A 23,940-nucleotide genomic window follows, 5' to 3' on the forward strand; every position below is an offset into this window, starting at 1 on the left:
TAAGAATATTCGCTCTTATCTTCACTTTATTGTACTATTTATTGCCGACTTCTACCCATTTGTAGTCAATCGTGCCGACTGGATGGCGAACGATGCCTTTAATGTTTGGCTGTTCCATAAATACTTTTGTCCCGAAATAAATAGGTACGAGTGGCATATCATCCATGAAAATTTTTTCCGCGTCATGCATGAGCTTGAAGCGCTCCGGTTCGTCGGCTGTGTTGCGAATCTTCTCAACCAGTGCGTCATACTCTTTGTTGCTGTAATTGATACGGTTTCCAGGATGGTCAGTCACGAACAGCTCAAGGTAATTGACCGGGTCTCCATAGTCGGCAGGGATTGTTGAGCGGGAGAATTGAAGAGTGCGGGCACGTTGTTCTGCAAGGAATACTTTCCACTCTTTATTTTCCAGCTTCACATCTACCCCGAGATTTTTCTTGTACATTTCCTGCAAAACTTGTGCGATGGCCTTGTGCGCATCACTAGTGTTATACGTCATGGTGACAGGTGGGAGAGTTGTCCAGCCTTCTTCTTCCATCCCTTTTTTCAGCAGTGCTTTTGCTTGCTCTACATCGTTATCCTTGAAGAAATCCCCGCCCTTTGTCCGGAAGTCCGCTCCGTCTGGCTCCGGGAAGCCCAATGGCACGTGAGCCATGGCAGGTATCTGTTTCCCTTGAACGACATTATCGATTAAGGTTTTGCGATCGATGGCCAGCGCAAATGCTTTCCGAATGTTGGCGTTCGTGAATGGAGGCATTGTGGTGTTCATCCGGTAGTAGTAGATGGACGCCTCCGTCTCTACCTTCGCTTCTCCAGAATCAATCAACTGTTTCTTCATATCATTGGGAACGGTTTGGATCATGTCGAGCTGACCTGTTTTGTACATTTGGAATTGCGTATTTTCATCGTTGACCATGACAAATTCGATTCCTGCATATTTAATCGAATCACGGTCCCAGTAGCCGTCGTTTTTCACCAGTTTTACTGATTGGTCATGAACCCACTCTTCCATTTTGAACGGCCCATTGGTTACGATGCTTGCAGCGCCTTCCGCCCATTTCGGATTGCTCTCCACGACTTTTTTATTCACCGGGAAGAAGGTCGGCTGTGTCAAGATATGGAGGAAATAACCTGTTGGCGCCTTCAGCTTTACCTCAAACGTCTTCTCGTCTACGGCTTTTACCTTCACGCCGTCTGCATTTCCTGTTCCTTTGTTGAACGCTTCTGCTCCATCGATGTAATAAGCGAGGAAAGCAGACGGGAATGCATTGTTCGGATCGACAATGCGCTTAAACGCAAACTCGAAGTCCTGGGCTGTCACTGGTTCGCCATTCGACCATTTGCTATCGCGCAGGGTAAAGGTATACGTTTTCCCATCCTCACTCACTGCCCATTTCTCGGCCATGGCTGCTTGCGGCTTGTGATCCTTGTCCAGGCGGACCAAGCCTTCCATTGTGGCATTCAACACTTCGTTGGAAGTACTGTCAAAGCCCTTTGGCGGATCAAGCGAAGGTGGTTCTGTCTTCAGGTTGAGCTTGAGTTTTGCTGCGACATTTGCTTGTCCACCTGTATCTGTGGACGCTTGACCTGCTGTACCTCCCCCCGCTGGTTGTGTCGGCGCTGCCGACTGACTACAACCTGTAATGGCTAGGACAGTGACAAGTGCAGCGGTGCTAAGCAGCTTCCATCCTTTTCGCATGTTCATTGCATGTGACCCCCTTTTCTTTTTAAACAACATGTAGCCTTTGTTGCTTTATGAATAAACGGCACTGCTGGGAATGCCATTTATACACGTAAAGAAAAATCTGTTTTGGCGAGACGAAAGGAAGTCTCGATCCGTCCAACAACGTTGCCACTCATGTTTGAAATCGGCGGGTTGGTATATTCGGAGAGCTTTTCCAATGGACCGTCCATGCCGATTCCCAGTTGACGAAGCACTTCATTGACGACCGGATTGATCGCCCGTGGTCCTCCATCCTCGATTTTGATGGCAATGCCCAATCCTGTTTCTCTATCGCCCAAGCAATACACCGACTCGGCGCCTGCCTTCCCTACGATACGACCCTCAAAGGCTGACATGAGGTCTGTGCAATATCGATTCTCGCCTCCGACCATTTCGGGATGAGCGGTCATGGCATCTGTAATTCGCTGAACGGCTTTTCGTCTCTCTGGATTCTCAATCACCTCAGGTCTCGCCAGCTTGGCAAATGCCCATGCGTAATGGGCGAGCGGCAATTGATGGACAGGAACACCACATCCATCTGTCCCGAGGTTGATTTTGTCTTTGGGGTAGCCTGTTATGTCCTCGACTACTTCGAGAATTCGCTGTTGAACCGGATGCGTAGGCAAATGATAAGTAGTTACGTCCTCCCCCATATGTGTCGCCGTGGCAATCATACCGGAGTGCTTTCCGGAGCAATTCGAGAATACGGGTGTAAGCGGCTTGCCCTCCCGAATCAGCTGTTTGTAGCTTTCCTCATGACGTGGCACATGCGTCCCGCATTGCAATGCCGCTTCTGGCTGACCTGCTCGCGCAAGCATCGAGAGCGCCCGCGTGCGATGGCGTGGCTCTCCACTGTGAGAAGCGCAACAGAGCGAGAGATCAGCCGCCTCAAAACCAAACCGATCTGCCGTCCCTGTCTCGATTACCGGAATCGTCTGCAACGGCTTCATGCTGGAGCGTGCATAGGTAAGGCGATGGGGGTCACCGTACGAATAGAGCAATGTCCCCTGCGAATCAACGACTGCGATATGTCCGAGATGTGAGCTCTCTACCTGTTCTCCCCGGTATACGTTGGCAACGACGTTCATAGCAAGTCTCCTTTGAGTGTGAATAGTAGAATGATTGTACTTTTCTCCAGTAAGCAATTAGTGTGCCAACGAAAGGATGTGACAGTCAATATTGAATTTTCTGCTATTTTATAAATAAGTAGCGGGACAATAATAACAATCCACGCGATAAATAAGTTACCCCATAAACAATAACAGGTTGTCCTTTTAGGAAATTAGGCTACCTTCATGGTCAAATAAAAGAAAAACACCCCTTTTGATCCCGCAATCGGAAATAGGGTGTCCTGAATAGCTTTCCTCTTATTGTTTGGCAACCCGCTGCATATCCGCGTCGACCATCATGTGAATGAGCTCCTCCAGCTTCGTTCTCGGTGTCCATCCAAGCTCTCTTTTCGCTTTTTCCGGATTCCCCAACAAAATGTCCACTTCGGCGGGCCGATACAATTCCGGGTCGATCACGACGTAATCTTGGTAGTTCAACCCAACATAATCGAATGCGATTTTGCACATCTCTTCTACTGTCGACGTTTTTCCTGTCGCAATGACATAGTCATCCGGCTCATCCTGCTGGAGCATCAGCCACATCGCTTCTACGAAATCGCCAGCAAAGCCCCAATCCCGCTTCGCCTGAATATTCCCCAGCCGCAGTTCCTTTTGCTTGTTCGCAGCAATTCTTGCGACTGCATGTGTCACTTTCCTCGTAACGAATTCGAGCCCACGCAAAGGTGATTCATGATTGAATAAAATGCCGTTGGTGCTAAACATTTGAAAGCTTTCCCGATAGTTTTTGGTCATCCAGTAGCCGAACAGCTTGGAGACTGCATATGGGCTTCTTGGGTAAAAAGGCGTTTGCTCCGATTGCTGTGGCTCCTGGATTAATCCGTACAGCTCACTTGATGAAGCCTGATACATTTTGATGGCGGGGTCCGTTTCCCGAATCGCCTCCAGAACATGCAGGACACCCATTCCTGTTACTTGCGCCGTCAAAATAGGCTGTTCCCACGACGAACCGACAAAGCTTTGCGCACCTAAATGATACACTTCCTCTGGTTTACACGCCTTCAGCGCACGCGTCAACGACGACACATCCAATAGGTCACCTTCCTTGTACTCTACGTGATCTGCGATGTTCAAATACTCCAGCCGCCACCTGTCCACTGTGCTCCGGCGTGGAACCAGTCCCACCACATGGTACCCCTTCTCCAGCAGAAATTTTGCCAGGTAGGCTCCGTCCTGACCTGTAATTCCTGTAAGGAAAGCTGTTTTCATCCGCTTCTACTCCCCTTCTTCAGGCTGTGCCGTAATCTTCATTCCGGTAAGTTCCCATGAGCATCTCTTAAGCTTATGCCGGACCGTGTTCATACGTTCAGTTGTCAGAGTAGGGTCAAGAATAGAAGTCCGAAATAAACTAATAAAGGCAAACCGTTGTCATTGATCAAGGAGGAGATAAGCAGGTGACACCCGCCATGTCTCTCATTACTGTCGTGATCCCAACCTATAATCGGGAAAAGTATCTTCCCACAGCCATCGAAAGTGTGTTGAACCAGACTCACAAGGAATGGAAGCTCCTCATTGTAGATGACGCCTCTACTGATCACACACAAGCTATTGTAAAAAAGTATCTCGTTGATCCCCGCATTCACTACATGCTACTCCCTGAGAATTCAGGGATCGGCAAAACAATGGCTGCTGCTCTGGAACGAATTGACACGCCCTACTTTGTCTCCCTTGACTCGGATGACTGGTTCGACGAAAAGACCTTAGAAATTTTGTTGGATGAAATGGAACGCCAGCCCGAAACCACGAACGTCGTGTTCTCCAACACCGTTTTTTGGAAGGAAGTGGATGGCAAGCGAGAACTGTCCGAAATCATGCGGCCTCCGCTCTATGAAGATAAGTATTACTACTTGGAAGCTCCGATGGTTTGGCCTCGTTTTTATCGAACACAGGCGGTTCGTGATGTCGGTGGATTTGAATGTGACGATCCGATGCAGGGAAGGTATTCTCATGACAAGTACATGTTATTAAAATTGATCGGAACAGGTGATATTCACTGGGTCGATGCGAACCTCTATCATTATTTGATTCACGAGAGCAACAATTCCCACACAAAAAACTGGCCGCAATGGACAAAAGCAAGAAAGTACATCCTCACGAAAATCTTGAAACTGTGGGGCGACGAGTACGAGCCTGTTTTTGTGTATACACCCGAGGGATGGATCTATGTGAACGAGCTCATTCCGAAAGAAAAGCCTTCCTAACTACTCAGCGACAATCTGCTTAAACAAGGTCAATGCCCGCGCCACTGCTTGATCCATGTTGTAGTATTGATAATCCGCGAGTCTGCCCGCAAAAAGCACCCGATCGCGCATTTGCTCCGCTTCTTGTTTATAGAGGCTGTACCGTTGGCTGTTTTCCTTGCGAGGAATTGGATAATACGGCTCGTTTTCGCCAGGTGAATACGGCTGTGGATATACGTAGGAAATCGTTGTGTGAGGAGCGACTTGACCTGTAAGATGCTTTTGTTCGAGGATTCTGGTGAAATCATACTCATTGGGATAATTGACCGTCCCCACTTCTTGGTACCATGCCTTTTGATGCGTTTCAAAATGAAAGCGCAGGCTTCGATAAGGCAACTGTCCATGCTTATAGCCAAAAAAAGAATCGATCGGACCTGTGTAAATCATTCGTTTATACCTGATTTCATCCGCGATTTCTTGATAGTCCGCATTGAGGAGCACCTTTATATTCGGATGGTCGAGCATACGATGAAACATTGCCGTAAAGCCATGCAACGGAATTCCTTGATACGTGTCCTGAAAATACCGATTGTCCCTGCTGACATACACAGGAACCCTTGCCGAAACAGATTGATCGAGTTCCTCCGGCTTCAAATCCCATTGCTTAATCGTATACCGATAAAATACTTTTTGATAAATGAATTCAGCCAAAAAGCCAAGCTCTTCATGAGCACTCTCCCGAAGCTTCAGAATCGGAATCTTCGCCCCGAATCCATATTGACGGATCAGTAAGCTCTCCAGTTTCTGCGCATATTGCAGGGAAAACAAAGCGGACAGTGCATTTAGATTGAAAGGCAACGGTATTTTTATGCCATCGACATAGGCACGCACCTCATGGAAGTACGGCCGCCACTGGGTAAAACGCGACAAATAGTCCCAGACCAGCTTGGAATTCGTATGAAAGGTGTGCGAACCGTATTTGTGAATCAGGACCCCCTGCTCGTCATAGCAATCATAGGCATTTCCTCCGATATGATTGCGCCCCTCTACCACCAACACTTTCTGATCTAGCTCATTGGCAATCCGCTCTGCGAGTGTAGCACCCGTAAATCCAGCTCCGACAATCAGCCAATCCACCTTCATGTTACTATTCACACCCTCCCGTCTTAATCACATCCACTCACTCACTTACCATTCCGTTAATACTCTAGTAAATGATGTCGTACTCTACACGCGGGAGTGAATTCTACATGAATACAAATTGGCACGCTCACTACACACGCTGGAACGAGTGTGAATCCCTCGATCCAGAGCTTCGTCAGCAGTTAACCGCCATGCACGCTGATGAAAAGCAGCTTGCGGATTGTTTTTCTGCCCCGATCGCCTTTGGAACCGGAGGTATGCGAGGGGTCATGGAGCCAGGAATAAACCGCATCAACTTATACACGATTCGCAAAGCAACCGCAGGGCTGGCTCTTTATTTGCTCGAAACATACCCGGATCAGGCGGTCAAAAAAGTCGTCATTGCCTATGATTCACGGAAACATTCACAGTTGTTCGCCAAGGAAGCCGCCAAAGTTCTCGGTCAGTACGGGATTACTACATGTATATTCAATCAGCTGACTCCTACCCCTCTGCTTTCCTTTGCTGTACGCCACTTTTGTGCGTGTGCTGGCATTGTCATTACAGCAAGCCATAACCCACCCGAATATAACGGCTACAAAATTTATGGCGCGGATGGAGGGCAAATTACACTCGCGACAGCCGAACGATTGATGGACCATATCGTTGCCGCCGGAAATGAACTCGAAATAACCCCAGCCGATGAGCAAGAGCTGAACAAAAATGGACTTCTCCACTACATTGACAATTCTCTCTTGCATGCGTATTTGGAAAAAGTACAGCACTTGCGCGTCCATCCGGACTTATCTCCAGCCATTCGTCAGCAAGTGAAGATCGTCTTTACTCCCCTGCACGGCACAACGCATGACTCCATCACACATGGATTGAAATTGTTCGGGTATACACAAGTGAGTGTCGTTGAAGAGCAAGCTGTCCCCGATCCTAACTTTTCGACTGTAGCCTCGCCTAATCCCGAAGAGCCTGAAGCCTTTCGATTAGCGATTTCATACGCCAAACAGGTGAATGCTGACATGATCATGGGAACGGACCCTGATGGAGATCGCCTCGGCGTACTCGCCAAAAATCAGGCAGGGGACTACATCGTCCTGACGGGGAATCAGTTGGGAGCCTTGCTTCTTCATTACCTGCTGGATGCCAAACAAAAAAAGGGGGAGCTCCCCACAAACGGCATTGTATTGAAATCAATCGTCACGTCCGAAATGGGCAGAGCGATCGCGGCAGACTTCGGTGTATCGACAGAAGACACTTTGACAGGCTTCAAATATATTGGCGAAAAAATCGAAGCCTATAAAAAAAGTGGAGCATACATCTTCCAATTTGGTTACGAAGAAAGCTACGGATACTTAATCGGCGATTTTGTCCGGGATAAGGATGCCGTACAAACTGCTTTGCTGCTTGCTGACATGTGCGCATATTACAAATCACTTGACAAAACCCTGCATGACGCCATGAATAACTTGTTTAGCCGATACGGTCATTATGCAGAAGAGTTGGTTTCCTTTACGTGCAAAGGAGGGGATGGTATGCAAAAAATATCCTCTACGATGTCTTTCCTTCGCAAAAATCCTCTCACACAGATGGCCTCTCTAACCACTACGGCTATCGAAGATTATTTGAGCGGAATACGGACCGATTGCCTGACCAGCACACACATCCCTCTTTCCTTGCCTGCTTCTGATACAATCAAATACTTGTTTCACGACCATTCGTGGTTTTGTGTCAGACCATCGGGTACCGAGCCCAAAATCAAAATCTATTTCGGAGTGATCGGAACGAGTGAGCAGGATAGCAAAGAAAGGATTTTCACCTTGAAACAAGCTGTCTTACAGGTGCTCGGATTGTAGGATAGACTAGATTTCCAAATACGGACCGTATTGACGTGGATGTCCCCCATCGACTGCTCCGTAACGAGGAGGATGATAAGCTTGTTCAGGTGTTCGTTCGGGAAAACCTGATTGGAGAAGCAAGTCGCGTCTTACAAAAAAAGCGTTGACGCCCTTTGAATCTGTCCCCACCAAGGCATACCCCAAGCTGGTCCCCAAAATGGCCAAGGAACTCAAGCTGGCACCAAAGTAGGTCGTGCCACCCCATTTAAAATCAGGCTGATACACGATCACCATTTTTTGTGGAGGGGGAAAAGACGCATTGTACTCAATGACGACGAGTCGCGGGGTGTAAGCAGAAAGAGCTTGCCATACCCAGTAATCATTGCCGTCAATATCGATGGAGAGCAGATCAAATTCCTTTGGGACACCATTTTCTTCGAGTAACCGAGCAATATTTTCTTTCGTGGTCAACTCATGCTTGATTTTGACCTGGGGATAGGCAGCATAATCGGCAGCCATTTTATGGCAACAGTTCAGGTCGCCTTCCATAGCCAATCCGCTCCATCCATGCTGCGTGACGAGATTTTTTATCATGCATTCCGAGCCATCCCCAACACCGAATTCTACACAATAGCGATTCGTGGTTCCGATTCTCGAAAATATTTCTTCAACGATACCGTCTTCCCCATTTTGGGAATACACTCGCCTTTCATATCGGTTTAACACATCCATTCTTTCCATGCCTCCATTCATAATGACCGTTTTTATGTATCTTATTTTTCATTTTGTGGATATGATTGGTCATTCAATGAACAGGCAGTAAAAAACAGGCTATTCGCATGCCTCTCATATAAAATGTTCCACGTAAGAGGCGCCTGCCGTTTCAAGGCCCTCCTCGGGACATATATTAGGATAAAGTTTACCAATAGGAGCCTATCAGGCATTTTGAAAGACAGAGGAGATGTGTATCGTGAGTTTGCCCATCGTGTTTATTCACAGAGATGATGAGGAGCATGTCAGGATTTGCATGCAACAAGCCAAAACCAGCAACCCTTCTTCTCGTGTTATTTTGATTGGGAATCCTGAAAACAAACATCTTTGTGGCAATAACATAGAGCATTACCTATTGAGTAAATACAATCAAAGTGCCCAAACCTTCTCCACTCATTACAAGCACGCCTCCCCCCTGAACGACTACACTTACAATTTGTTCTGCTTTTTGCGCTGGTTCGTCTTGCGTGATTTTATGAGGAGCCAAGGTATTGAGCGCTGTTGGTATTTCGACTCTGACGTGATGCTCTACACCGATATTAGCCAACTGGACGCCGCTAGCCTCTCTAATTTTGAGATTGAGTACACGTGGACAACGACCTGCGATTTGCGTATGCTCGATCAATTATGCGACTACATGACTAAGTTTTTCCGCGAGCATCTTCACTACCAGACCCTGCTTGACTATGCGAAAGAAAACGGAGATTTGCCCGTGTCAGATATGATACTGTTTGTTCTTTTTCACAATTACGCCCTTCGTCGCAGTGCTACGTATGGAATGATCGCAGCTGGTTTTTTTGACCATAATCTGAACTGTCCGTTTCCTCCCTTCACTCCACAAATCCACAGCCTGGATAATAAAAAGAAAATTTACCAAAAGGCTGGTGTTCTTTATTGTAAATTCACTGAGAAGGAGGATTACATCAAGGTTCATACTCTACACTTTCAAGGACATGCAAAAGCATATATCCCCTATTTTCGCTCACAGGACATCCCGAACACAGATGATTTCATGTATTTCGACTATCCAACCTGCAAATGGGTGCGCGCCGAGCCCTGATCTCATTAAAATTCCCTTTGGAAACGAGCTGTGCGCCGTGCCATTTTTTCACGTTTTTCCATATTCATAATATGTTAAGCTGTTCATCCTTCGCTACGAGCATCATGGACAGGGGGGATTCGACTCATGAAGGCATTGATTACCGGAGTAACGGGATTTGCCGGCGGTCACTTGGCTGAATATCTACTGTCGCGGGGAGATGTGGATGTTTACGGCACATTCCGGTCCCTTGCCAAAAAGGAGCAGCTGGGGCACCTGATGGACCGCGTGCATATGGAAAACTGTGAATTAAAAGACCCCCAATCTGTAAATGAACTCATCCAGAAAATAAAGCCAGATCTCATTTTTCACCTGGCTGCACAAAGCTTCGTCCCCACCTCGGTGCTCTCGCCTGCAGATACGATGGTGAACAATATTGTGCCACAGTTAAATTTGTTCGAGGCGGTACGCAGCCAAGCTGTTCCGTGCAAGATTCAAATCGCTTGCTCCAGTGAGGAATACGGTTTGGTTTATCCGGAGGAAATTCCCATTAAGGAGACTAATCCCCTCCGTCCTCTCAATCCATACGCGGTAAGTAAAATTGCCCAGGATTATCTCGGGTATCAATATCATCACAGTTACGGTCTGGCGATCATCCGTACCCGTACATTTCACCATACGGGTCCGAGAAGAGGCGAAAGCTATGTGACCTCTAATTTTGCCAAACAAATTGCCCAAATTGAGCTCGGTCTGCAAGAGCCAAAAGTACACGTTGGGAATCTCGGAGCGATTCGAGACTTCACGGATGTTCGGGATATTGTAAAAGCGTACTGGTTGGCCATTACGCGAGGCGAACCAGGTGATGTATACAATATATCCGCAGGTACCCGTTATACCATCGAGGACATGTTAAAGACGCTGCTGGCCTTGACTGATGTGCAGGTAGAAATACACGTAGACACCAATCGGTTGCGCCCCTCTGATGTAGACATCGTATTGGGTGACTCTTCGCTGTTTCGAGAAAAGACGGGATGGGAGCCCGAGATTTCCTTCCAGCAAACGATGGAAGATTTATTGAATTACTGGCGCTCCGTGCTGCGTCGAGTGGATGATTAGAAAAAATCAGGAGGGAACTCTTTATGTCCATGCAATCCCTTCCTCTCGTAAGTGTCATCACCCCTTCGTACAATCAGGCAAAATTTATCAAACGAACGATCGATAGTGTACTGACACAAGACTATCCCCATATTGAGCATATTGTAGTCGATGGCGCTTCAACTGACGGTACACAGAGTATTTTGCAGCAATACAGCCATCTGGCAGACCGCTTCCGCTACGTTTCCGAACCAGATCGCGGCCAATCCCATGCTATCAATAAAGGATTGCAAATGGCACGTGGCGAGATTATCGGATGGCTCAATTCAGATGATACGTATTTTCCCGGTGCAGTTCGGAAGGCCGTGGCAGCCTTGCAGCAGCATCCGGATTGGGGCGTGGTTTACGGAAAAGGGCTCCACATTGATGAGAATGACAAAGTAAAGTATCCGTACATTTGGATGGAGTTTGACAGAAAAAAATTGTTTCATCTCAACCTCATTTGCCAACCTGCTGCTTTCCTTCGCAAGCACGCCTTTGAAGCAGTGGGCGGTGTAAATGAGGAGCACGACTGGTGCATGGATTATGATCTCTGGAACCGGATTTCTCTGCATTATCCGATTGGAACGATACCAGAATTCTTAGCCAACTCCCGCTTGTACGATGCATGCAAAACGTTTGTCTATGAATTGGAGCCAGGGTTTTCCGAAATTTTGAAGACAAGCGTGAAGCATCACGGCACCATCTCGAATGAATGGCTCCACCACTATACGCAGAAGCACTACAATCAAGGAGCATTTTGGTTTCTCCACAAGCTGAAAGCTTATCATGCATTCGGACCTTCTCCCCAAATCATTAGATCCAACCGCTACTCGGACGCATGGGCCCCCCAAAACCTGCGAATGACCATCGAAGCCAGACATGGACCGATGCACGCTCTGCTTCTCAAGGGAAGCAACCATAATACTGCCCCTTTGCTGCACTTCCATGTCATGAGGAATGGGAGACTCGTACACAAATTCCAAGTTTCCCAAACGCGTTTTCAAGTGGAGATTCCCATTACTTCAGAGGGCCAGCAATGTGAAGTAAGTATTTTTTGCAGCCAGCAAGTCCTTCAAGACCAACCTGGTAGTCCCGGAGTCAAGAGATCTGTCAGTTACCATCTGGAGGATATCCTTCCTCTTTCGTATGAAGAATACCAATTTTATCAGGAATTTTCCAAAGGCAAGGCCCATATCGAAAATTGGGTAAATCGCAGAGTCCCATCCCCTCGAATTTGAATGCGGACGAGAAAGGCAGGTTGACACAATTTGAATCTGGCGAAAAAACGGATTGTGGTGACTGGTGGAGCAGGATTTCTAGGAAGCCACGTCGTTCATCAATTGCGCAAGCTGGACTGTACGGACATCTTCATCCCCAGAAGCCATGAATACGATCTTCGCAAAGAACATGATGTGCACAAGATGTTGCAAGATTTCCGGCCTGATATCCTTCTTCACTTGGCTGCCGTCGTCGGCGGGATTGGCGCGAATCAAAAAAATCCTGGAAAATACTTTTACGATAATTTGATGATGGGCACTCAGCTCATGGAGCAATCCCGCTTGTTTGGCGTCGAAAAATTTGTCGCCATCGGAACCATTTGCTCCTATCCCAAGCATGCACCCGTCCCATTTCGTGAAGAAGATATATGGAATGGCTACCCTGAAGAAACGAATGCTCCTTATGGCTTAGCTAAAAAAATGATGCTAGTCCAATCGCAAGCTTATCGTGAGCAATACGGGTTCAATTCCATTTATTTGCTTCCAGTCAATTTGTACGGTCCCGGTGACAACTTCGATTTGGAAACCTCTCACGTCATCCCTGCTATCATTCGAAAATGTGTGGACGCTATTCGCAATAACAAGAAGAAGATCGTGCTCTGGGGAACAGGCAGCGTCACACGCGAGTTCATTTTTGTCGAGGATGCCGCACAGGCAATTATTGCTGCAACCATGAACTATGATCAATCTGAACCGGTCAATATCGGTTCTGGTCACGAAATTTCCATAAAAAATTTAGCCGAACTCATCAGGCAGCTAAGCGGCTTTCATGGTGAAATTGAATGGGACGAAACGAAGCCAGACGGGCAACCGCGCCGCCTATTGGATGTGACCAAGGCAAAAGAGCTGTTTGGCTTCGAGGCACAAACATCCTTGCTGGCTGGCTTGGAGAGAACGATCGCTTGGTATATGGCACATCCTCACGTGCAAGGGAGGATCCCTACATGAGAGTCGGAATAAACCTGATGTCAGTGATTCCTGGCAAAATCGGCGGGATGGAACAGTACGTCAGGAACTTGCTGGCCTACTCGATGAATGCAGGGGACGGCCATCAGTGGTTTCTTTTTTTATCGTCACACAATTTCCATACCTTTGCCGCGCAAAAAAATGTCCGTAAATTCATGGTGCCCGACCGCGGTAATACACACGCGATGCTTCATTACTGGATTAACTCCCTGCAGTTGAATTTGTGGTTTTGTCCGCTGCTTGTCTTAAATCCAACGGATGTCACAATCCCTTCTGTCATCAACATTCCGGATATCCAGCACGAGTATTACCCGGAGTTTTTCGATGCTCATTCCTTGCGCTGGCGGCTGGACAACTACAAATCGTCTGCACAGCGTTGCAGTGCCGTACTGACTCTCTCGGAGTTTTCCAAACAAACGATCCTCCAAAAATTTGGGCTTCCTCCGCATAAAGTACATGCGATCCACCTGGATGCTTCGCGGGAATTTTCCTTGCCGCATAACGAGGCACTCAACCAACAGGTCCTGCAAAAGTATAACCTGCCCAGTGGATACGGCTTTTTCCCCGCGAATACATGGCATCATAAAAATCACCTGAATGTATTCAAAGCACTCGTCACTTTGCGGGATAAACACAATATACGAATTCCCATGGTTTTCACAGGTTTTGCTCAAGAGGCACATCAAAACGTCATGAATTACATCACGAATAACCAGCTGTGGAACCAAATCAAGTGGCTCCATTATGTGCCACAGGAAGAAATGCCATACTTGTATCGGAATGCCCTGTTCCTTTGCTTTCCTTCCCTTTTCGAGGGCTTTGGCATTCCGCTGGTAGAGGCTATGAAGTCCAACATTCCCATCGTTTGCTCCAATGCAGGGAGCATTCCTGAGGTGGTAGGTGACGCCGCTCTCACCTTCGACCCGAATATTTCCGATGATATCGCGGTGAAGCTCGCCCATCTTTATTTGACGCCTGAGGCAAGAGCAGACCTGGTTGCCAAAGGCATCCAACAAGCAAAGCACTTTTCGTGGGAGAAATGCGCGCGCGAAACATTGGCTGTCTTTTCTTCCGTCGCACGCTAATGTCTTCTGAAAGGAGGTCATCTTTGTATGTCACGCATGCAGCAAATTCGGGAGACGTGGAGGAAGGAGCGCCGAATCCCGTTTCCGTTAACCGAACAAGAGACTTGGGATTTTTGGCTGTTGGAAGCCCCGACAAACGATTTGAAAAAGTCAAAGATCAAGCATATAGCAAAAACGATGGGCATACGCACCTTGATCGAGACAGGTACGTTTAAAGGCGACATGTTGGAAGCAATGAAAAACCATTTCGACTTGCTCGTTTCCATCGAGCTGGATGAAGCTTTGTTTATAGCGGCAAAACAGAAATTTTCACGCGACAGCCATATCCATATCCTCCACGGTGACAGTGGAACAATACTGGCCAATCTGATGCACTCTGTCACAACACCTTGCCTGTTTTGGCTGGACGGTCATTACATCCCCCGCTCAACTGAGGCAGCCAAAGGAAGCCTGGACACCCCAATCCTGCAGGAGCTGACTGCTATCCTGCAGCATTCTGTGCAAAATCACGTCATTTTGATTGATGATGCTCGTTGCTTTATTGGCCCCAACCCATTGTTGAAGGATTATCCTACCATCCAGGAACTACAAGAATTCGTTCATTCTCTTCGTCCTGACCTCTTATTCGTCATAGGGAATGACATCATCATGATCTACAATCCACTTGAAGGAGCAACGAATTTCATGAAGAAAGTTGACTTTCACCTCCCGTTTGACGATCAAACCTTTACCGTCTATGGGGACGACTCCGATCAAAGCGTCCTGTACTATATTGACTACTTCAAAGGATATTACGAAGACTATGTTATTCTTCCGCTGAAAAAAATCGTACAACCTGACTATGTTTGCCTAGATATCGGTGCGAACATCGGTGCGATCTCACTCGCCCTGAGCTATCTCGTGCCACAAGGCAAGGTTTACGCTTTCGAGCCGTCGGATGCCAATTATCCTTATCTCCTGCGAAACCTGTCCGAGAATCGCATCACCAATGTCGAGCCACTTCAGCTCGGGATAGCGGACCGGAACGGGAACATCCATTTTAATGACGACCCGCGTGGAGGCGGCTGGTCTTACATCCCGCATGAGCCAGAAGCCGTAGAGAAATCCACTCAATTTATCTCATGTGTCAGGCTGGATGACTGGGTAGAACAGAATATGATCTCGCGCATCGACCTCATTAAAATTGACGTAGAAGGTTCGGAAGTCGTGGTCCTGGAAAGCGCCCTGCGGACGCTGAGGCAATGGGACCCGGATGTGATCATTGAATTCAACCCAGAAAGCATTAAGGAAAATTTCGGCAGGCATCCACTCGTGCTCTATACACTGCTGGAGAAATTGTTTACCCATATTTATATTTTCAAGCGGGACAATACAGTGGTAAAAGTTAAGAACTACAATCATTTGCTAGACGAAATGAAACCTTACCACGCTGATCTGTTCTGCACGAACAAGACTTTCCTCGATTAAGCGAACACGAAAAAACATGGCTGCAGGCTCGCCATGTTTTTTGTTGCGCTGCTATTTAAAAACGCTCATGACCTTTCTCAACCCATCCTCCAGCTCCACCTGAGGATTCCACCCCAGTGCTTGCAGCGGCCGAATATCTGCTTGTGAATGCATGATTTCCAGGTCATGATAAGCAATCGATCCGAACTTCAGGACCGTACTTGATTGGGTCATTTGACGAACCAGTTCTACAAACTCTCGAATCGAGGTAGCTTTGCTTGTCCCTACCTGGTATTCCGCATATCCTGCAGGTAGACAGGCAGCATTCTCCAACAGTACACGGAAGGCGGAAACAACATCATCCACATAAATAAAATCCCTTGCTTGCTTTCCTTCAGTAAGCCTTAGTTCAGGTTGATTTTCGAGACAGCTTTTGATGACAGAAGAGACAAATTTATTCGTATTGTCGTAGGGACCATACATATGCTCAAGCCTGACGTTGATGAATCGCAGAGAAGACGTATCTGCCATGCTTTTTCCCCATTCTCTAAATTGACGCTTCGTCAGATTGTATGGCTGTAGATGTCTGGATAATCGGAGGGGTGCACTGGAAAACGTATCCGTATTCATAAAAACAGGGGTGCCAAAGCGTATGGCCACATCCAGCAGTTTCAACGGAAAGGTTACATTGGCATCTACCAGCATGGCATTGCTCTCGTTGTTGCGTCCATAGCAGGTAGCCGTATGGATGATCACATCCATTCTCCCCTGCTCGAAAAAAGGAGCTTCCCATTCCCCGCGATCCGTATCATACGTAATCAAATCAGGTAAAACGTCTTGGATACGCGAGCAATCAGAGGTGCTCCTTTTCAAAATGATGACGGTATGTCCGTCCAATCGCAGCGCTTTTACGAGCTGGCTTCCGAGAAAACCTGTCGCGCCGGTCACAAGTATCTTCATTTGGGATCGCTCCCCTTCACCTGCTTGGCTCTCTTCTTATATCCAGTTCAAGTCGATGTTGTGAATTTGTTTTTCTTGCATGACCCCCCGAAAGTGATCAGCCTTCGCTTTCAAGCCTTCGATGAGCCATTCATGATTTTCTACGACGATTTTTTCTATTTGCAGGTGTAGATTTTGTTCTACGATCTTTTCCAGCAGTTCAAATTCTGCCCCCTCAATATCGATTTTGATTAATTTGATGGGACGATTGAGCATTTGGATGAACTGTGTCAAATCAATGACCTCTACCTCTACATACTTATTGGGATTCGTAACAGGATGATTATTCAAAAGGGAAGAGGCATAAGCAGACCCAGCCGGATCCGTATGGTAAAGATCATGCAAATGCAAGCGCAGCTTGTCGTTTTTATGCCAAACCGCTTTGTTTATACATACGACATTGGGATAAGATCCTACCCTTTTTTTCAATTCCTCAAATACAAATGGATTCGGTTCAAACGCAAAGACGAGGGCACCTTTATCCGCCATTTTTTGAGAAATGACCCCGTAATTTGCCCCACAATCGATCGTGATGTCACCGTAGCCAATCGGAGAAAAAACTTCTTCACTGTTTTCGTTTAATCCGCCCACTCCTGCTTCCTCCTTATGTTCGGCTGGTTGCCCATGCTGCTTTTCCGGATTTCCACAGTTCTTCCAAGTAGTTTTTATCTCTGAGCGTATCCATTGGATGCCAAAAACCGGTATGCTTGAAGGCCATCAGTTGATTCGCCTTGGCCAAGCTCTCCAGCGGCTCTTTTTCCAATACCGTCTCATCACCCGCAATATAGTCAAATACTCCTGGCTCCATGACAAAAAAACCAGCATTGATCCACCCGCCGTCCCCCTTTGGCTTTTCTTGGAATCCTGTAACTGTGTTCCCATTGGCAAGATCCAATGCTCCGAATCGGCCTGGCGGTTGGGTAGTGGTGATCGTTGCGAGTTTTTTATGCGCGCGATGAAATTTTACCAGCTGTTCAATATCAATGTCGGATAAGCCATCTCCATACGTCAGCATGAATGTTTCTTCTCCCACATATTTCTGTATCCGTCTCACCCTCCCACCTGTCCCTGTGTCTTTACCCGTGTCAATTAATGTGACTCGCCATGGAGCAGCATTGTGGTTGTGAAAAGTGACCTGATTGTCATTGCGAAAATCAAACGTCACATCAGAATGGTGAAGGAAGTAGTGCGCGAAGTACTCCTTGATCATATAGCCTTTGTACCCAAGACAAATGATGAAATCGTGGAAGCCGTACTTTGAATAAACGGACATGATATGACAAATGATGGGCCAATCACCGATCTCAATGAGCGGCTTCGGACGAAGATGCGTCTCTTCTCCAATGCGTGTGCCATACCCTCCTGCTAGGATGACGACTTTCATTGGCTGCCCTCCTTCCTCTGTTGTTCATCGGGGCCCATCTGTATACGCTCTGATTTGGGCCAAACAGATTTTTCTCACGTCTTGCTTCTGCTGATAGGCCTTATGCCAAGAAATGATACTGTCCAAGGTCTGTTCGATTGACCAGTTGGGCTTCCAGTCTATTTCGCTTCTGGCTTTGGAACAGTCCAGCTTTAAATATTGGGCTTCGTGCCATTGTGAATCTGTTCGCTCTGCTTCAAAGCTGGCCCCAGCTCCCCATCTCTCACACAATTGCTGGACGATCCACTCTACAGATTTTGCGTCTTCATCATTCGGGCCAAAATTCCAGCTCTGCGCGTAATCCTTGCCATTTCTCCACATTTTTTCAGCGAGCATCAAATAACCCTTCAATGGCTCAAGGACGTGCTGCCACGGTCGAATTGCTTTTGGATTTCGGATGATGATCTTCTCTCCCTTAATCAAAGCACTCAGGCAATCTGGTATTAAACGATCAAGAGCCCAATCACCTCCGCCGATCACATTGCCTGCTCGCGCTGAAGCAATCGATACACCATGCTGGTGATACTGGTCGGGGTGGAAAAAAGCATTGCGATAGGAGGAAGTCACTTGCTCCGAACATGCTTTGCTGTTGGAATACGGGTCATAGCCGCCCAACACATCCTGCTCACGGTATCCCCACACCCACTCCCGATTTTCGTAGACCTTATCTGTCGTAACATTAATAATCGCTCTGATTTTCATACCGTTTTGCACGGCCACTTTCGCCGCTTCGAGCACATTCACCGTACCCATGACATTGATTTCGTAAGTTTCCGCCGGATATTGATACGATAGACGCACCAGCGGCTGAGCAGCCATGTGAATGATGATATCCGGGTTTGCTTGGTTAATCGCTTTTTGAACACTTTCCTTCGATCTGACATCATCGATAATCGAATCAACCAATGAGCTGATTTGGGCACACTCAAAAATACTCGGATTCGTCGGCGGCGACAGCGCATACCCTGTTACCTTCGCCCCTAAGTGATGCAGCCATAAGCATAGCCATGCCCCTTTGAAGCCCGTATGACCGGTGATCAACACTTTTTTGTCTCGCCAGAACGCTGGATCAACCATCGTGATCACCGTGCTTCCTAATCTGCTCGAGAATCGCTGACCACGTCATTCCGAGTCGAACGATATCTTCTTCCACCAGCTGACTTCCCATCTGTACCTCGATGAATTCCAGCTCATTCGTAGCTTTGATTGCATGTTTGGCCCCTACCGGAATTTGCAAGACGTCCCCTGGTCCAACCTGACTCAGCTGATCGTCCAAGATGAACTCGCCGCAGCCCTCCACGATGATCCATACTTCGCTACGATGGTGATGGTACTGATAGCTCAAATTTTTCCCGGCGTATACATGGATTCTTTTCGTTAATACTTCCACGTTGTCTTCGTTCTTCTGAAAATGCATAACCTGATACCATCCCCAGCGCCGCTCTTCATACATTGGGCGCTTTGTCCAATCCAAAGCCAAATTTTTGACCATATGGCTTTGTTCCTTGGAAGAAACGAGGATGCCATCCGGACTAGCCGCCACGATCATATCCGATAGACCGATGGACACGATAGGTATGTCCAATTCGTTGATAACGTGGGTATTGGTGCAGCTCTCATCTAGAAAAACCTTACCGATTGCATTCCCGCTCATTTCTTCCGTGAGTGTATTCCACGTACCTAAGTCCTTCCAGTCTCCGTCATACGGGAGAACGACTACTTTCTCTGCCTTTTCTACAATCTCATAGTCAAAGCTGATGGCAGGCATTTGGCTGTATTGCTCAAGCATGCGGTTGTATTCAATAGGCAATCCTTTTTGCTCCAATTCACGAATCAGGTAACCCAATCGAAAAGCAAAAATTCCACAATTCCACAGGGCCTTCTTTTCTACTAAATCCTGCGCTTGCTCAAGTGACGGCTTTTCTTTGAAGCTTTTTACTTTTTGATAGGCTTGAGACCTTTTCCCCTGATCCAATTCTGATTCTAGCTGTGGAACAATGTAACCGTATTTCGTAGATGGATACGTAGGTTTCACTCCGATTAATGCGAGATTCGCGCCTGAGCTGAGAATGACGTTCTCCAGCTCCTTGATCCTGTCCATGAAGCGATCCTCAACGAATGGATCAACAGGCATGATGGCTATGACCTCATCCGGGTCCATTGTCAAAGCAGAATACAGATAGGTAACCGCTAAAGCAATGGCAGGGAAGGTATCCCTTTTTTCCGGCTCCACAATTAAGGGAACGCCCTCACCGAGCTGGCTTTGAAGCAAATCAACATGCGAGCGGCCTGTTGAAATATAAACAGGCTCCGACCAATTGCGCGAGGTCAGCTGCCTCCACACTCGTTGAACCATTGCTTCTGGTTGGGCATGTTCATTGCCTATCAACTTCAAGAACTGTTTGGATCTGACATCATTGGAGAGCGGCCACAGCCTTTTCCCTGAACCACCCGATAGCAATATCAGTTTCACCCAGGCCACCTCTATCCGTTTATCGTGTTGTATGCACCATCTTATGCGTTTGTCGAAGTGGATGCTCTATGATCCAATGAAAATGGTCAAATAACACGAGGAATGATAGAAGCCTATGAAAACTGAATCCAACGATTGGAAATATAATCGAAAATGTAAGAACCTGCTTGGGGGAGGTAAGGAGCCGTGAAAAATCTCATAAAGTGCTTCATGTATCCTTGAAAATGCAGAGAAAACATCGGCATATATCGGCCCGTTGCATTATCCTTGCAGCACAAGATACCGTTTATCGAGTAAATTTTCTTATAGCCGTACAAATTCTCCACCGATGTAGCCTGCTGAATATTCCCATCCACAATGCCATCATGAAACAAGCCATTCGTGATTCGGTAATCCTTGAATTGCTCAAGAAATAGCAAAGCCAGCACCATATCTGTAATTAAAGGCTGATTGAATCTTACATGTTCCTTTCTCTGCATCGTGTATTGGACGACTTTCGCGAATGCAATAGGAGTGGCAAAGTGAGACCTCATGAACTCGCAATAATGTTCGAGCTTCTGTCTGTCTACGAAATTGGTCCATACGAATTCCATCGTAAAGTTGTTAAAGCGCGGATGGTTCACGTCGGTATACAGCATGACATCCGTATCGATATAGCAGCATTTCGGAATTTGATGCTTTGTCATAAACGCCAACAAAATAAACCATCTTTGAAAACAAAACAGATTGTACTCAAAGGGCATGAAATGAATATGTTTGTAGACTCTCGTCATTTCGATAGCGGCATGCATGTAATCGTCTATCATCTCGTAAATGATGCCGTTCGTAGCATACCTCCTGTTTCCTCCATTCCCTATCAGATAGACGGGCGTATTTGGGTTGCTTATTTTCGCTTGCTGCAAGCTGTATGAGAGATAATCATCGTCCCCGCGATGGATGATCACAATAGGCAAGGGCATACTCTTTCCGCCTCCTTTTTCTCCCCATACTTTATGTAAGTGAAAGACAACGAGAAACGGGCATATGCCTTTTTTCCGAAAAGCTGCTTGTTGCCAAGCAACTTTACATCTGGTTGGGACAAAATTAATGCATTTATATCATTCCCCCCAGCTCGATCCGAACATATCGTATAGGGCAAGCACTCTGAAATGAAGGGGGACATGTCGATGGGAAGATTTTGGACAGATCAGGAAATCCTCGATGAGATCAACAAACGGCGATGGTACCATAAAATCGCACTGCGACCCGGTATCGTCACTCCTGGGATTTCGCTTTTGGAAAATGTATGGAATATGACGCGACAATCCAGAGAATATATCCAATATTCGGGGAAACGCGTCCTAGATCTCGCTAGTTTTGACGGTATGTGGGCGTTTGAAGCGGAGCAAAGAGGGGCAAGTCTTGTCGTGGCTACGGACTGTATGCAGCCTCTCTATTTGAATTTTGAGTTTTGCAAGAACATCCTGCAAAGCAAAGTTTTGCCGCTGTACAATACCAGTCCTTATAAACTATGGGAAGGTCTGCAAGTGTTGTTGATGGACGATTTTACAGAACCACTGCCTTTCCCTCATCAAATTCGGCACAATCAATTTGATGTCGTCCAGCATCTTGGTCTGCTCTATCATTTGCGCGATCCGATGTGGACATTATCGCAATGCCGGAGTGTGATTAAACCAGGTGGGCACCTCTTGTTGGAAACTGCCTGTATTTTGGATACGAACCAATCAATCATGGTCTACAACGGGGCTCCTGGACAAATGAACCGGATTTATAAGGACGATACCACTTGGTGGCTGCCGTCCGTCCTTTGCATTGAGGAGATGCTGAAGAGCACGTTGTTCGAAGTCATTCCTGAATCGATTCGGACGATCCCCTCCGGCAGAATAAACAATTACAATGCAGGTCGTATTAGCCTCGTGGCAAGAGCGATTTCTGGCAGTGAGATCGACAATAACTGTCACGCGGAATTGCTGCGTATATTCCGCAATCCAGGGATCGTTCCAGACTACCTGTAATATTTGGGAAAAGGAAATCGGGTGCACAAGATCAACGATGCTTGTGTACCCGATTTTCCATTCGTTCATAGTCTGATGGTAGTGCATGCATTTTATATGATGGAAAGATGGGAGTGAATCTCGTGTCCCACTCACAGCAACCTTTAGTGAGTATCATTACCCCCTCTTACAACCAAGGCCGGTTTATTCGTGACACCATAAATAGCATTTTGACCCAGGACTATGCAAACCTTGAGCATATCGTGGTAGATGGAGGCTCCACTGACGATACGCTCTCCATCTTGCAAGAATATGCACAAAAAGATCCACGCTTCCGTTATATTTCCGAACCGGATCGCGGACAGTCTCATGCGCTTAACAAAGGCCTTGCAATGGCTAGAGGGGAAATCATTGGCTGGCTGAATTCAGACGACATGTATGTACCTGGCGCCATCCAAGCAACTGTTCAAGCTTTTGCGTCCAACCCGAGTTGGGGAATGCTGCATGGCAATTGTCATGTCACGAATGAGTATGGGCAAGTATCCTCCAGCTACCCATCAGAACCAGCTGACGCCAAGAAATTGTATCAAAGCTGCTGTATATGCCAGCCCTCCGCTTTCATCAGGGCCAACGTCTTCAGGCATATGGGGGGCGTCGATGAATCGCTGCAATTTTGCATGGACTACGACCTCTGGATGCGAATCGCCAAATTTTATCCAATCGGCTACATTGCCCAGTATTTGGGAAGCGCACGAATCCACGGTGCCTGCAAATCAGCTACACAATGGCATTCTATCGGTGTGCCTGAAGTATTAAAATCGCTGGCGAAAAATTATGCTTCCATACCAAGCCACTGGATTTCGTACGTTCCACAATACAAAGGCATGGGTGTACTAAACCTTTTAAAACTGTATAAAACATTCCCTGCCAATACGTCCCGCATCTCAAGCATGAATCGCAGTATTGACTTATGGGCGCCTCCCATCTTGCGCGTTATCGTTGAATCAGCGCCTTCCGCACCTGCCCAAATGCTTTTGGTAAAAGGAAGAGTCCCCGGCTCTACTGCCAGGTTGGCGAAGCCGATTGTGCTCACTGCCCTCGTAAATGGGGCAGGCGTAAAAAGCTATACCATCGAGAAACCCACCTTCGCCCTTGAAATCCCGCTCGACCCCAGAGCGACAATGCATCGAGTGGACATATCTTCGTCCAGTGTCACCGCTCCGACCACACCTCAAGTCCAGCACAGAATGGTGGGAGGTTACATGGCAGAAGAGATCATTCCGCTATCCCATGATGAAGTACTCGTGTACAAAGCATTTGCAAGGAGCTAA

At 47.1% G+C, this 23,940-nt stretch carries 21 protein-coding genes; 10 read left to right on the forward strand and 11 right to left on the reverse strand.

Translation table 11 applies throughout. From position 1 onward, the window contains the following. Window positions 1–34: 34 nt before the first annotated feature. From C7R91_RS19360 to gmd, 3 genes are all read right to left on the reverse strand, one after another. A complete protein-coding gene (locus tag C7R91_RS19360) occupies window positions 35–1,705 on the reverse strand; it encodes a peptide ABC transporter substrate-binding protein (RefSeq protein ID WP_047071187.1) in 1,671 nt (556 codons plus the stop codon). Between the two features lie 80 nt (window positions 1,706–1,785). Further along, window positions 1,786–2,811, reverse strand: a complete 1,026-nt coding sequence (locus tag C7R91_RS19365) for an asparaginase (protein WP_047071185.1) — start codon at window positions 2,809–2,811, stop codon at window positions 1,786–1,788. Window positions 2,812–3,090: 279 nt separating this feature from the next. Beyond that, window positions 3,091–4,059, reverse strand: coding sequence for a GDP-mannose 4,6-dehydratase (gmd, locus tag C7R91_RS19370; RefSeq protein WP_047071183.1), 969 nt, complete (start codon window positions 4,057–4,059; stop codon window positions 3,091–3,093). 185 nt (window positions 4,060–4,244) lie between these two features. Here gmd and C7R91_RS19375 point away from each other — a divergent pair, with 185 nt between their 5' ends. Next, complete coding sequence (locus tag C7R91_RS19375) at window positions 4,245–5,051, forward strand: glycosyltransferase family 2 protein (protein ID WP_236697900.1); 807 nt, start codon at window positions 4,245–4,247, stop codon at window positions 5,049–5,051. Here C7R91_RS19375 and glf read toward each other — a convergent pair whose 3' ends face one another. After that, complete coding sequence (gene glf, locus C7R91_RS19380; RefSeq protein WP_047071182.1) at window positions 5,052–6,173, reverse strand: UDP-galactopyranose mutase; 1,122 nt, start codon at window positions 6,171–6,173, stop codon at window positions 5,052–5,054. A gap of 107 nt (window positions 6,174–6,280) precedes the next feature. Here glf and C7R91_RS19385 point away from each other — a divergent pair, with 107 nt between their 5' ends. Continuing rightward, a complete protein-coding gene (locus tag C7R91_RS19385; protein ID WP_047071180.1) occupies window positions 6,281–8,017 on the forward strand; it encodes a phospho-sugar mutase in 1,737 nt (578 codons plus the stop codon). Between the two features lie 6 nt (window positions 8,018–8,023). On the opposite strand, the gene C7R91_RS19390 is transcribed toward C7R91_RS19385, so the two are convergent. Further along, the gene (locus C7R91_RS19390) at window positions 8,024–8,731 is read right to left on the reverse strand and encodes a hypothetical protein (protein WP_047071178.1); all 708 of its coding nucleotides are present in this window, start codon (window positions 8,729–8,731) and stop codon (window positions 8,024–8,026) included. A 295-nt stretch (window positions 8,732–9,026) separates the two neighbouring features. On the opposite strand from C7R91_RS19390, the gene C7R91_RS19395 reads away from it, so the two are divergent. From C7R91_RS19395 to C7R91_RS19420, 6 genes are all read left to right on the forward strand, one after another. Continuing rightward, window positions 9,027–9,830, forward strand: coding sequence for a hypothetical protein (locus C7R91_RS19395; protein ID WP_236697899.1), 804 nt, complete (start codon window positions 9,027–9,029; stop codon window positions 9,828–9,830). Window positions 9,831–9,956: 126 nt separating this feature from the next. Continuing rightward, on the forward strand, window positions 9,957–10,925 hold the full coding sequence (locus C7R91_RS19400; protein ID WP_047071173.1) for a GDP-mannose 4,6-dehydratase: 969 nt from the start codon (window positions 9,957–9,959) through the stop codon (window positions 10,923–10,925). A 23-nt stretch (window positions 10,926–10,948) separates the two neighbouring features. Next, window positions 10,949–12,184, forward strand: a complete 1,236-nt coding sequence (locus C7R91_RS19405) for a glycosyltransferase family 2 protein (RefSeq protein ID WP_047071165.1) — start codon at window positions 10,949–10,951, stop codon at window positions 12,182–12,184. Between the two features lie 30 nt (window positions 12,185–12,214). After that, on the forward strand, window positions 12,215–13,171 hold the full coding sequence (locus C7R91_RS19410; protein WP_047071163.1) for a GDP-L-fucose synthase family protein: 957 nt from the start codon (window positions 12,215–12,217) through the stop codon (window positions 13,169–13,171). Next, window positions 13,168–14,274, forward strand: coding sequence for a glycosyltransferase family 4 protein (locus tag C7R91_RS19415; protein ID WP_047071162.1), 1,107 nt, complete (start codon window positions 13,168–13,170; stop codon window positions 14,272–14,274). Before C7R91_RS19410 ends, C7R91_RS19415 begins: the two co-directional genes overlap by 4 nt. A gap of 27 nt (window positions 14,275–14,301) precedes the next feature. Beyond that, window positions 14,302–15,741 carry an FkbM family methyltransferase gene (locus C7R91_RS19420; protein WP_047071161.1) on the forward strand — a complete coding sequence of 480 codons (1,440 nt, stop codon included), beginning with the start codon at window positions 14,302–14,304 and terminating at the stop codon, window positions 15,739–15,741. 51 nt (window positions 15,742–15,792) lie between these two features. Here C7R91_RS19420 and C7R91_RS19425 read toward each other — a convergent pair whose 3' ends face one another. The 6 genes from C7R91_RS19425 to C7R91_RS19450 all read right to left on the reverse strand — a co-directional run bounded on the left by C7R91_RS19425 (window position 15,793) and on the right by C7R91_RS19450 (window position 21,574). Continuing rightward, the gene (locus C7R91_RS19425) at window positions 15,793–16,680 is read right to left on the reverse strand and encodes an NAD-dependent epimerase/dehydratase family protein (RefSeq protein WP_047071160.1); all 888 of its coding nucleotides are present in this window, start codon (window positions 16,678–16,680) and stop codon (window positions 15,793–15,795) included. Between the two features lie 36 nt (window positions 16,681–16,716). Beyond that, complete coding sequence (locus C7R91_RS19430; protein ID WP_047071158.1) at window positions 16,717–17,310, reverse strand: FkbM family methyltransferase; 594 nt, start codon at window positions 17,308–17,310, stop codon at window positions 16,717–16,719. A gap of 13 nt (window positions 17,311–17,323) precedes the next feature. Continuing rightward, the gene (rfbF, locus tag C7R91_RS19435; RefSeq protein ID WP_047071157.1) at window positions 17,324–18,103 is read right to left on the reverse strand and encodes a glucose-1-phosphate cytidylyltransferase; all 780 of its coding nucleotides are present in this window, start codon (window positions 18,101–18,103) and stop codon (window positions 17,324–17,326) included. Between the two features lie 24 nt (window positions 18,104–18,127). After that, a complete protein-coding gene (gene rfbG, locus C7R91_RS19440; protein ID WP_047071155.1) occupies window positions 18,128–19,219 on the reverse strand; it encodes a CDP-glucose 4,6-dehydratase in 1,092 nt (363 codons plus the stop codon). Continuing rightward, window positions 19,212–20,615 (reverse strand): sugar phosphate nucleotidyltransferase, encoded by a 1,404-nt coding sequence (locus tag C7R91_RS19445; protein WP_047071153.1) that lies wholly within the window; start codon window positions 20,613–20,615, stop codon window positions 19,212–19,214. The genes rfbG and C7R91_RS19445 overlap by 8 nt, the downstream gene beginning before the upstream one ends. 113 nt (window positions 20,616–20,728) lie before the next feature. Beyond that, entirely contained in the window at window positions 20,729–21,574 is an 846-nt protein-coding gene (locus C7R91_RS19450; RefSeq protein WP_047071152.1) for a hypothetical protein, read from the reverse strand. A 207-nt stretch (window positions 21,575–21,781) separates the two neighbouring features. On the opposite strand from C7R91_RS19450, the gene C7R91_RS19455 reads away from it, so the two are divergent. Both C7R91_RS19455 and C7R91_RS19460 read left to right on the forward strand, forming a co-directional pair. Beyond that, window positions 21,782–22,630, forward strand: a complete 849-nt coding sequence (locus tag C7R91_RS19455) for a DUF1698 domain-containing protein (RefSeq protein ID WP_047071151.1) — start codon at window positions 21,782–21,784, stop codon at window positions 22,628–22,630. A 122-nt stretch (window positions 22,631–22,752) separates the two neighbouring features. Beyond that, the gene (locus C7R91_RS19460) at window positions 22,753–23,940 is read left to right on the forward strand and encodes a glycosyltransferase family 2 protein (protein ID WP_047071149.1); all 1,188 of its coding nucleotides are present in this window, start codon (window positions 22,753–22,755) and stop codon (window positions 23,938–23,940) included.

The organism is Brevibacillus formosus, assembly GCF_003013405.1.
Classification (GTDB): domain Bacteria; phylum Bacillota; class Bacilli; order Brevibacillales; family Brevibacillaceae; genus Brevibacillus; species Brevibacillus formosus.

Coding starts and splice junctions, on each gene's coding strand:
- rfbF (WP_047071157.1), bottom strand. CDS start 18,103: ATGAAAGTCGTCATCCTAGCAGGAGGGTATGGCACACGCATTGGAGAA.
- C7R91_RS19415 (WP_047071162.1), top strand. CDS start 13,168: ATGAGAGTCGGAATAAACCTGATGTCAGTGATTCCTGGCAAAATCGGC.
- C7R91_RS19425 (WP_047071160.1), bottom strand. CDS start 16,680: ATGAAGATACTTGTGACCGGCGCGACAGGTTTTCTCGGAAGCCAGCTC.
- C7R91_RS19455 (WP_047071151.1), top strand. CDS start 21,782: ATGGGAAGATTTTGGACAGATCAGGAAATCCTCGATGAGATCAACAAA.
- rfbG (WP_047071155.1), bottom strand. CDS start 19,219: ATGGTTGATCCAGCGTTCTGGCGAGACAAAAAAGTGTTGATCACCGGT.
- C7R91_RS19360 (WP_047071187.1), bottom strand. CDS start 1,705: ATGAACATGCGAAAAGGATGGAAGCTGCTTAGCACCGCTGCACTTGTC.
- C7R91_RS19405 (WP_047071165.1), top strand. CDS start 10,949: ATGTCCATGCAATCCCTTCCTCTCGTAAGTGTCATCACCCCTTCGTAC.
- gmd (WP_047071183.1), bottom strand. CDS start 4,059: ATGAAAACAGCTTTCCTTACAGGAATTACAGGTCAGGACGGAGCCTAC.
- C7R91_RS19400 (WP_047071173.1), top strand. CDS start 9,957: ATGAAGGCATTGATTACCGGAGTAACGGGATTTGCCGGCGGTCACTTG.
- C7R91_RS19420 (WP_047071161.1), top strand. CDS start 14,302: ATGTCACGCATGCAGCAAATTCGGGAGACGTGGAGGAAGGAGCGCCGA.
- C7R91_RS19390 (WP_047071178.1), bottom strand. CDS start 8,731: ATGGATGTGTTAAACCGATATGAAAGGCGAGTGTATTCCCAAAATGGG.
- C7R91_RS19450 (WP_047071152.1), bottom strand. CDS start 21,574: ATGCCCTTGCCTATTGTGATCATCCATCGCGGGGACGATGATTATCTC.
- C7R91_RS19385 (WP_047071180.1), top strand. CDS start 6,281: ATGAATACAAATTGGCACGCTCACTACACACGCTGGAACGAGTGTGAA.
- C7R91_RS19365 (WP_047071185.1), bottom strand. CDS start 2,811: ATGAACGTCGTTGCCAACGTATACCGGGGAGAACAGGTAGAGAGCTCA.
- glf (WP_047071182.1), bottom strand. CDS start 6,173: ATGAAGGTGGATTGGCTGATTGTCGGAGCTGGATTTACGGGTGCTACA.
- C7R91_RS19395 (WP_236697899.1), top strand. CDS start 9,027: ATGCAACAAGCCAAAACCAGCAACCCTTCTTCTCGTGTTATTTTGATT.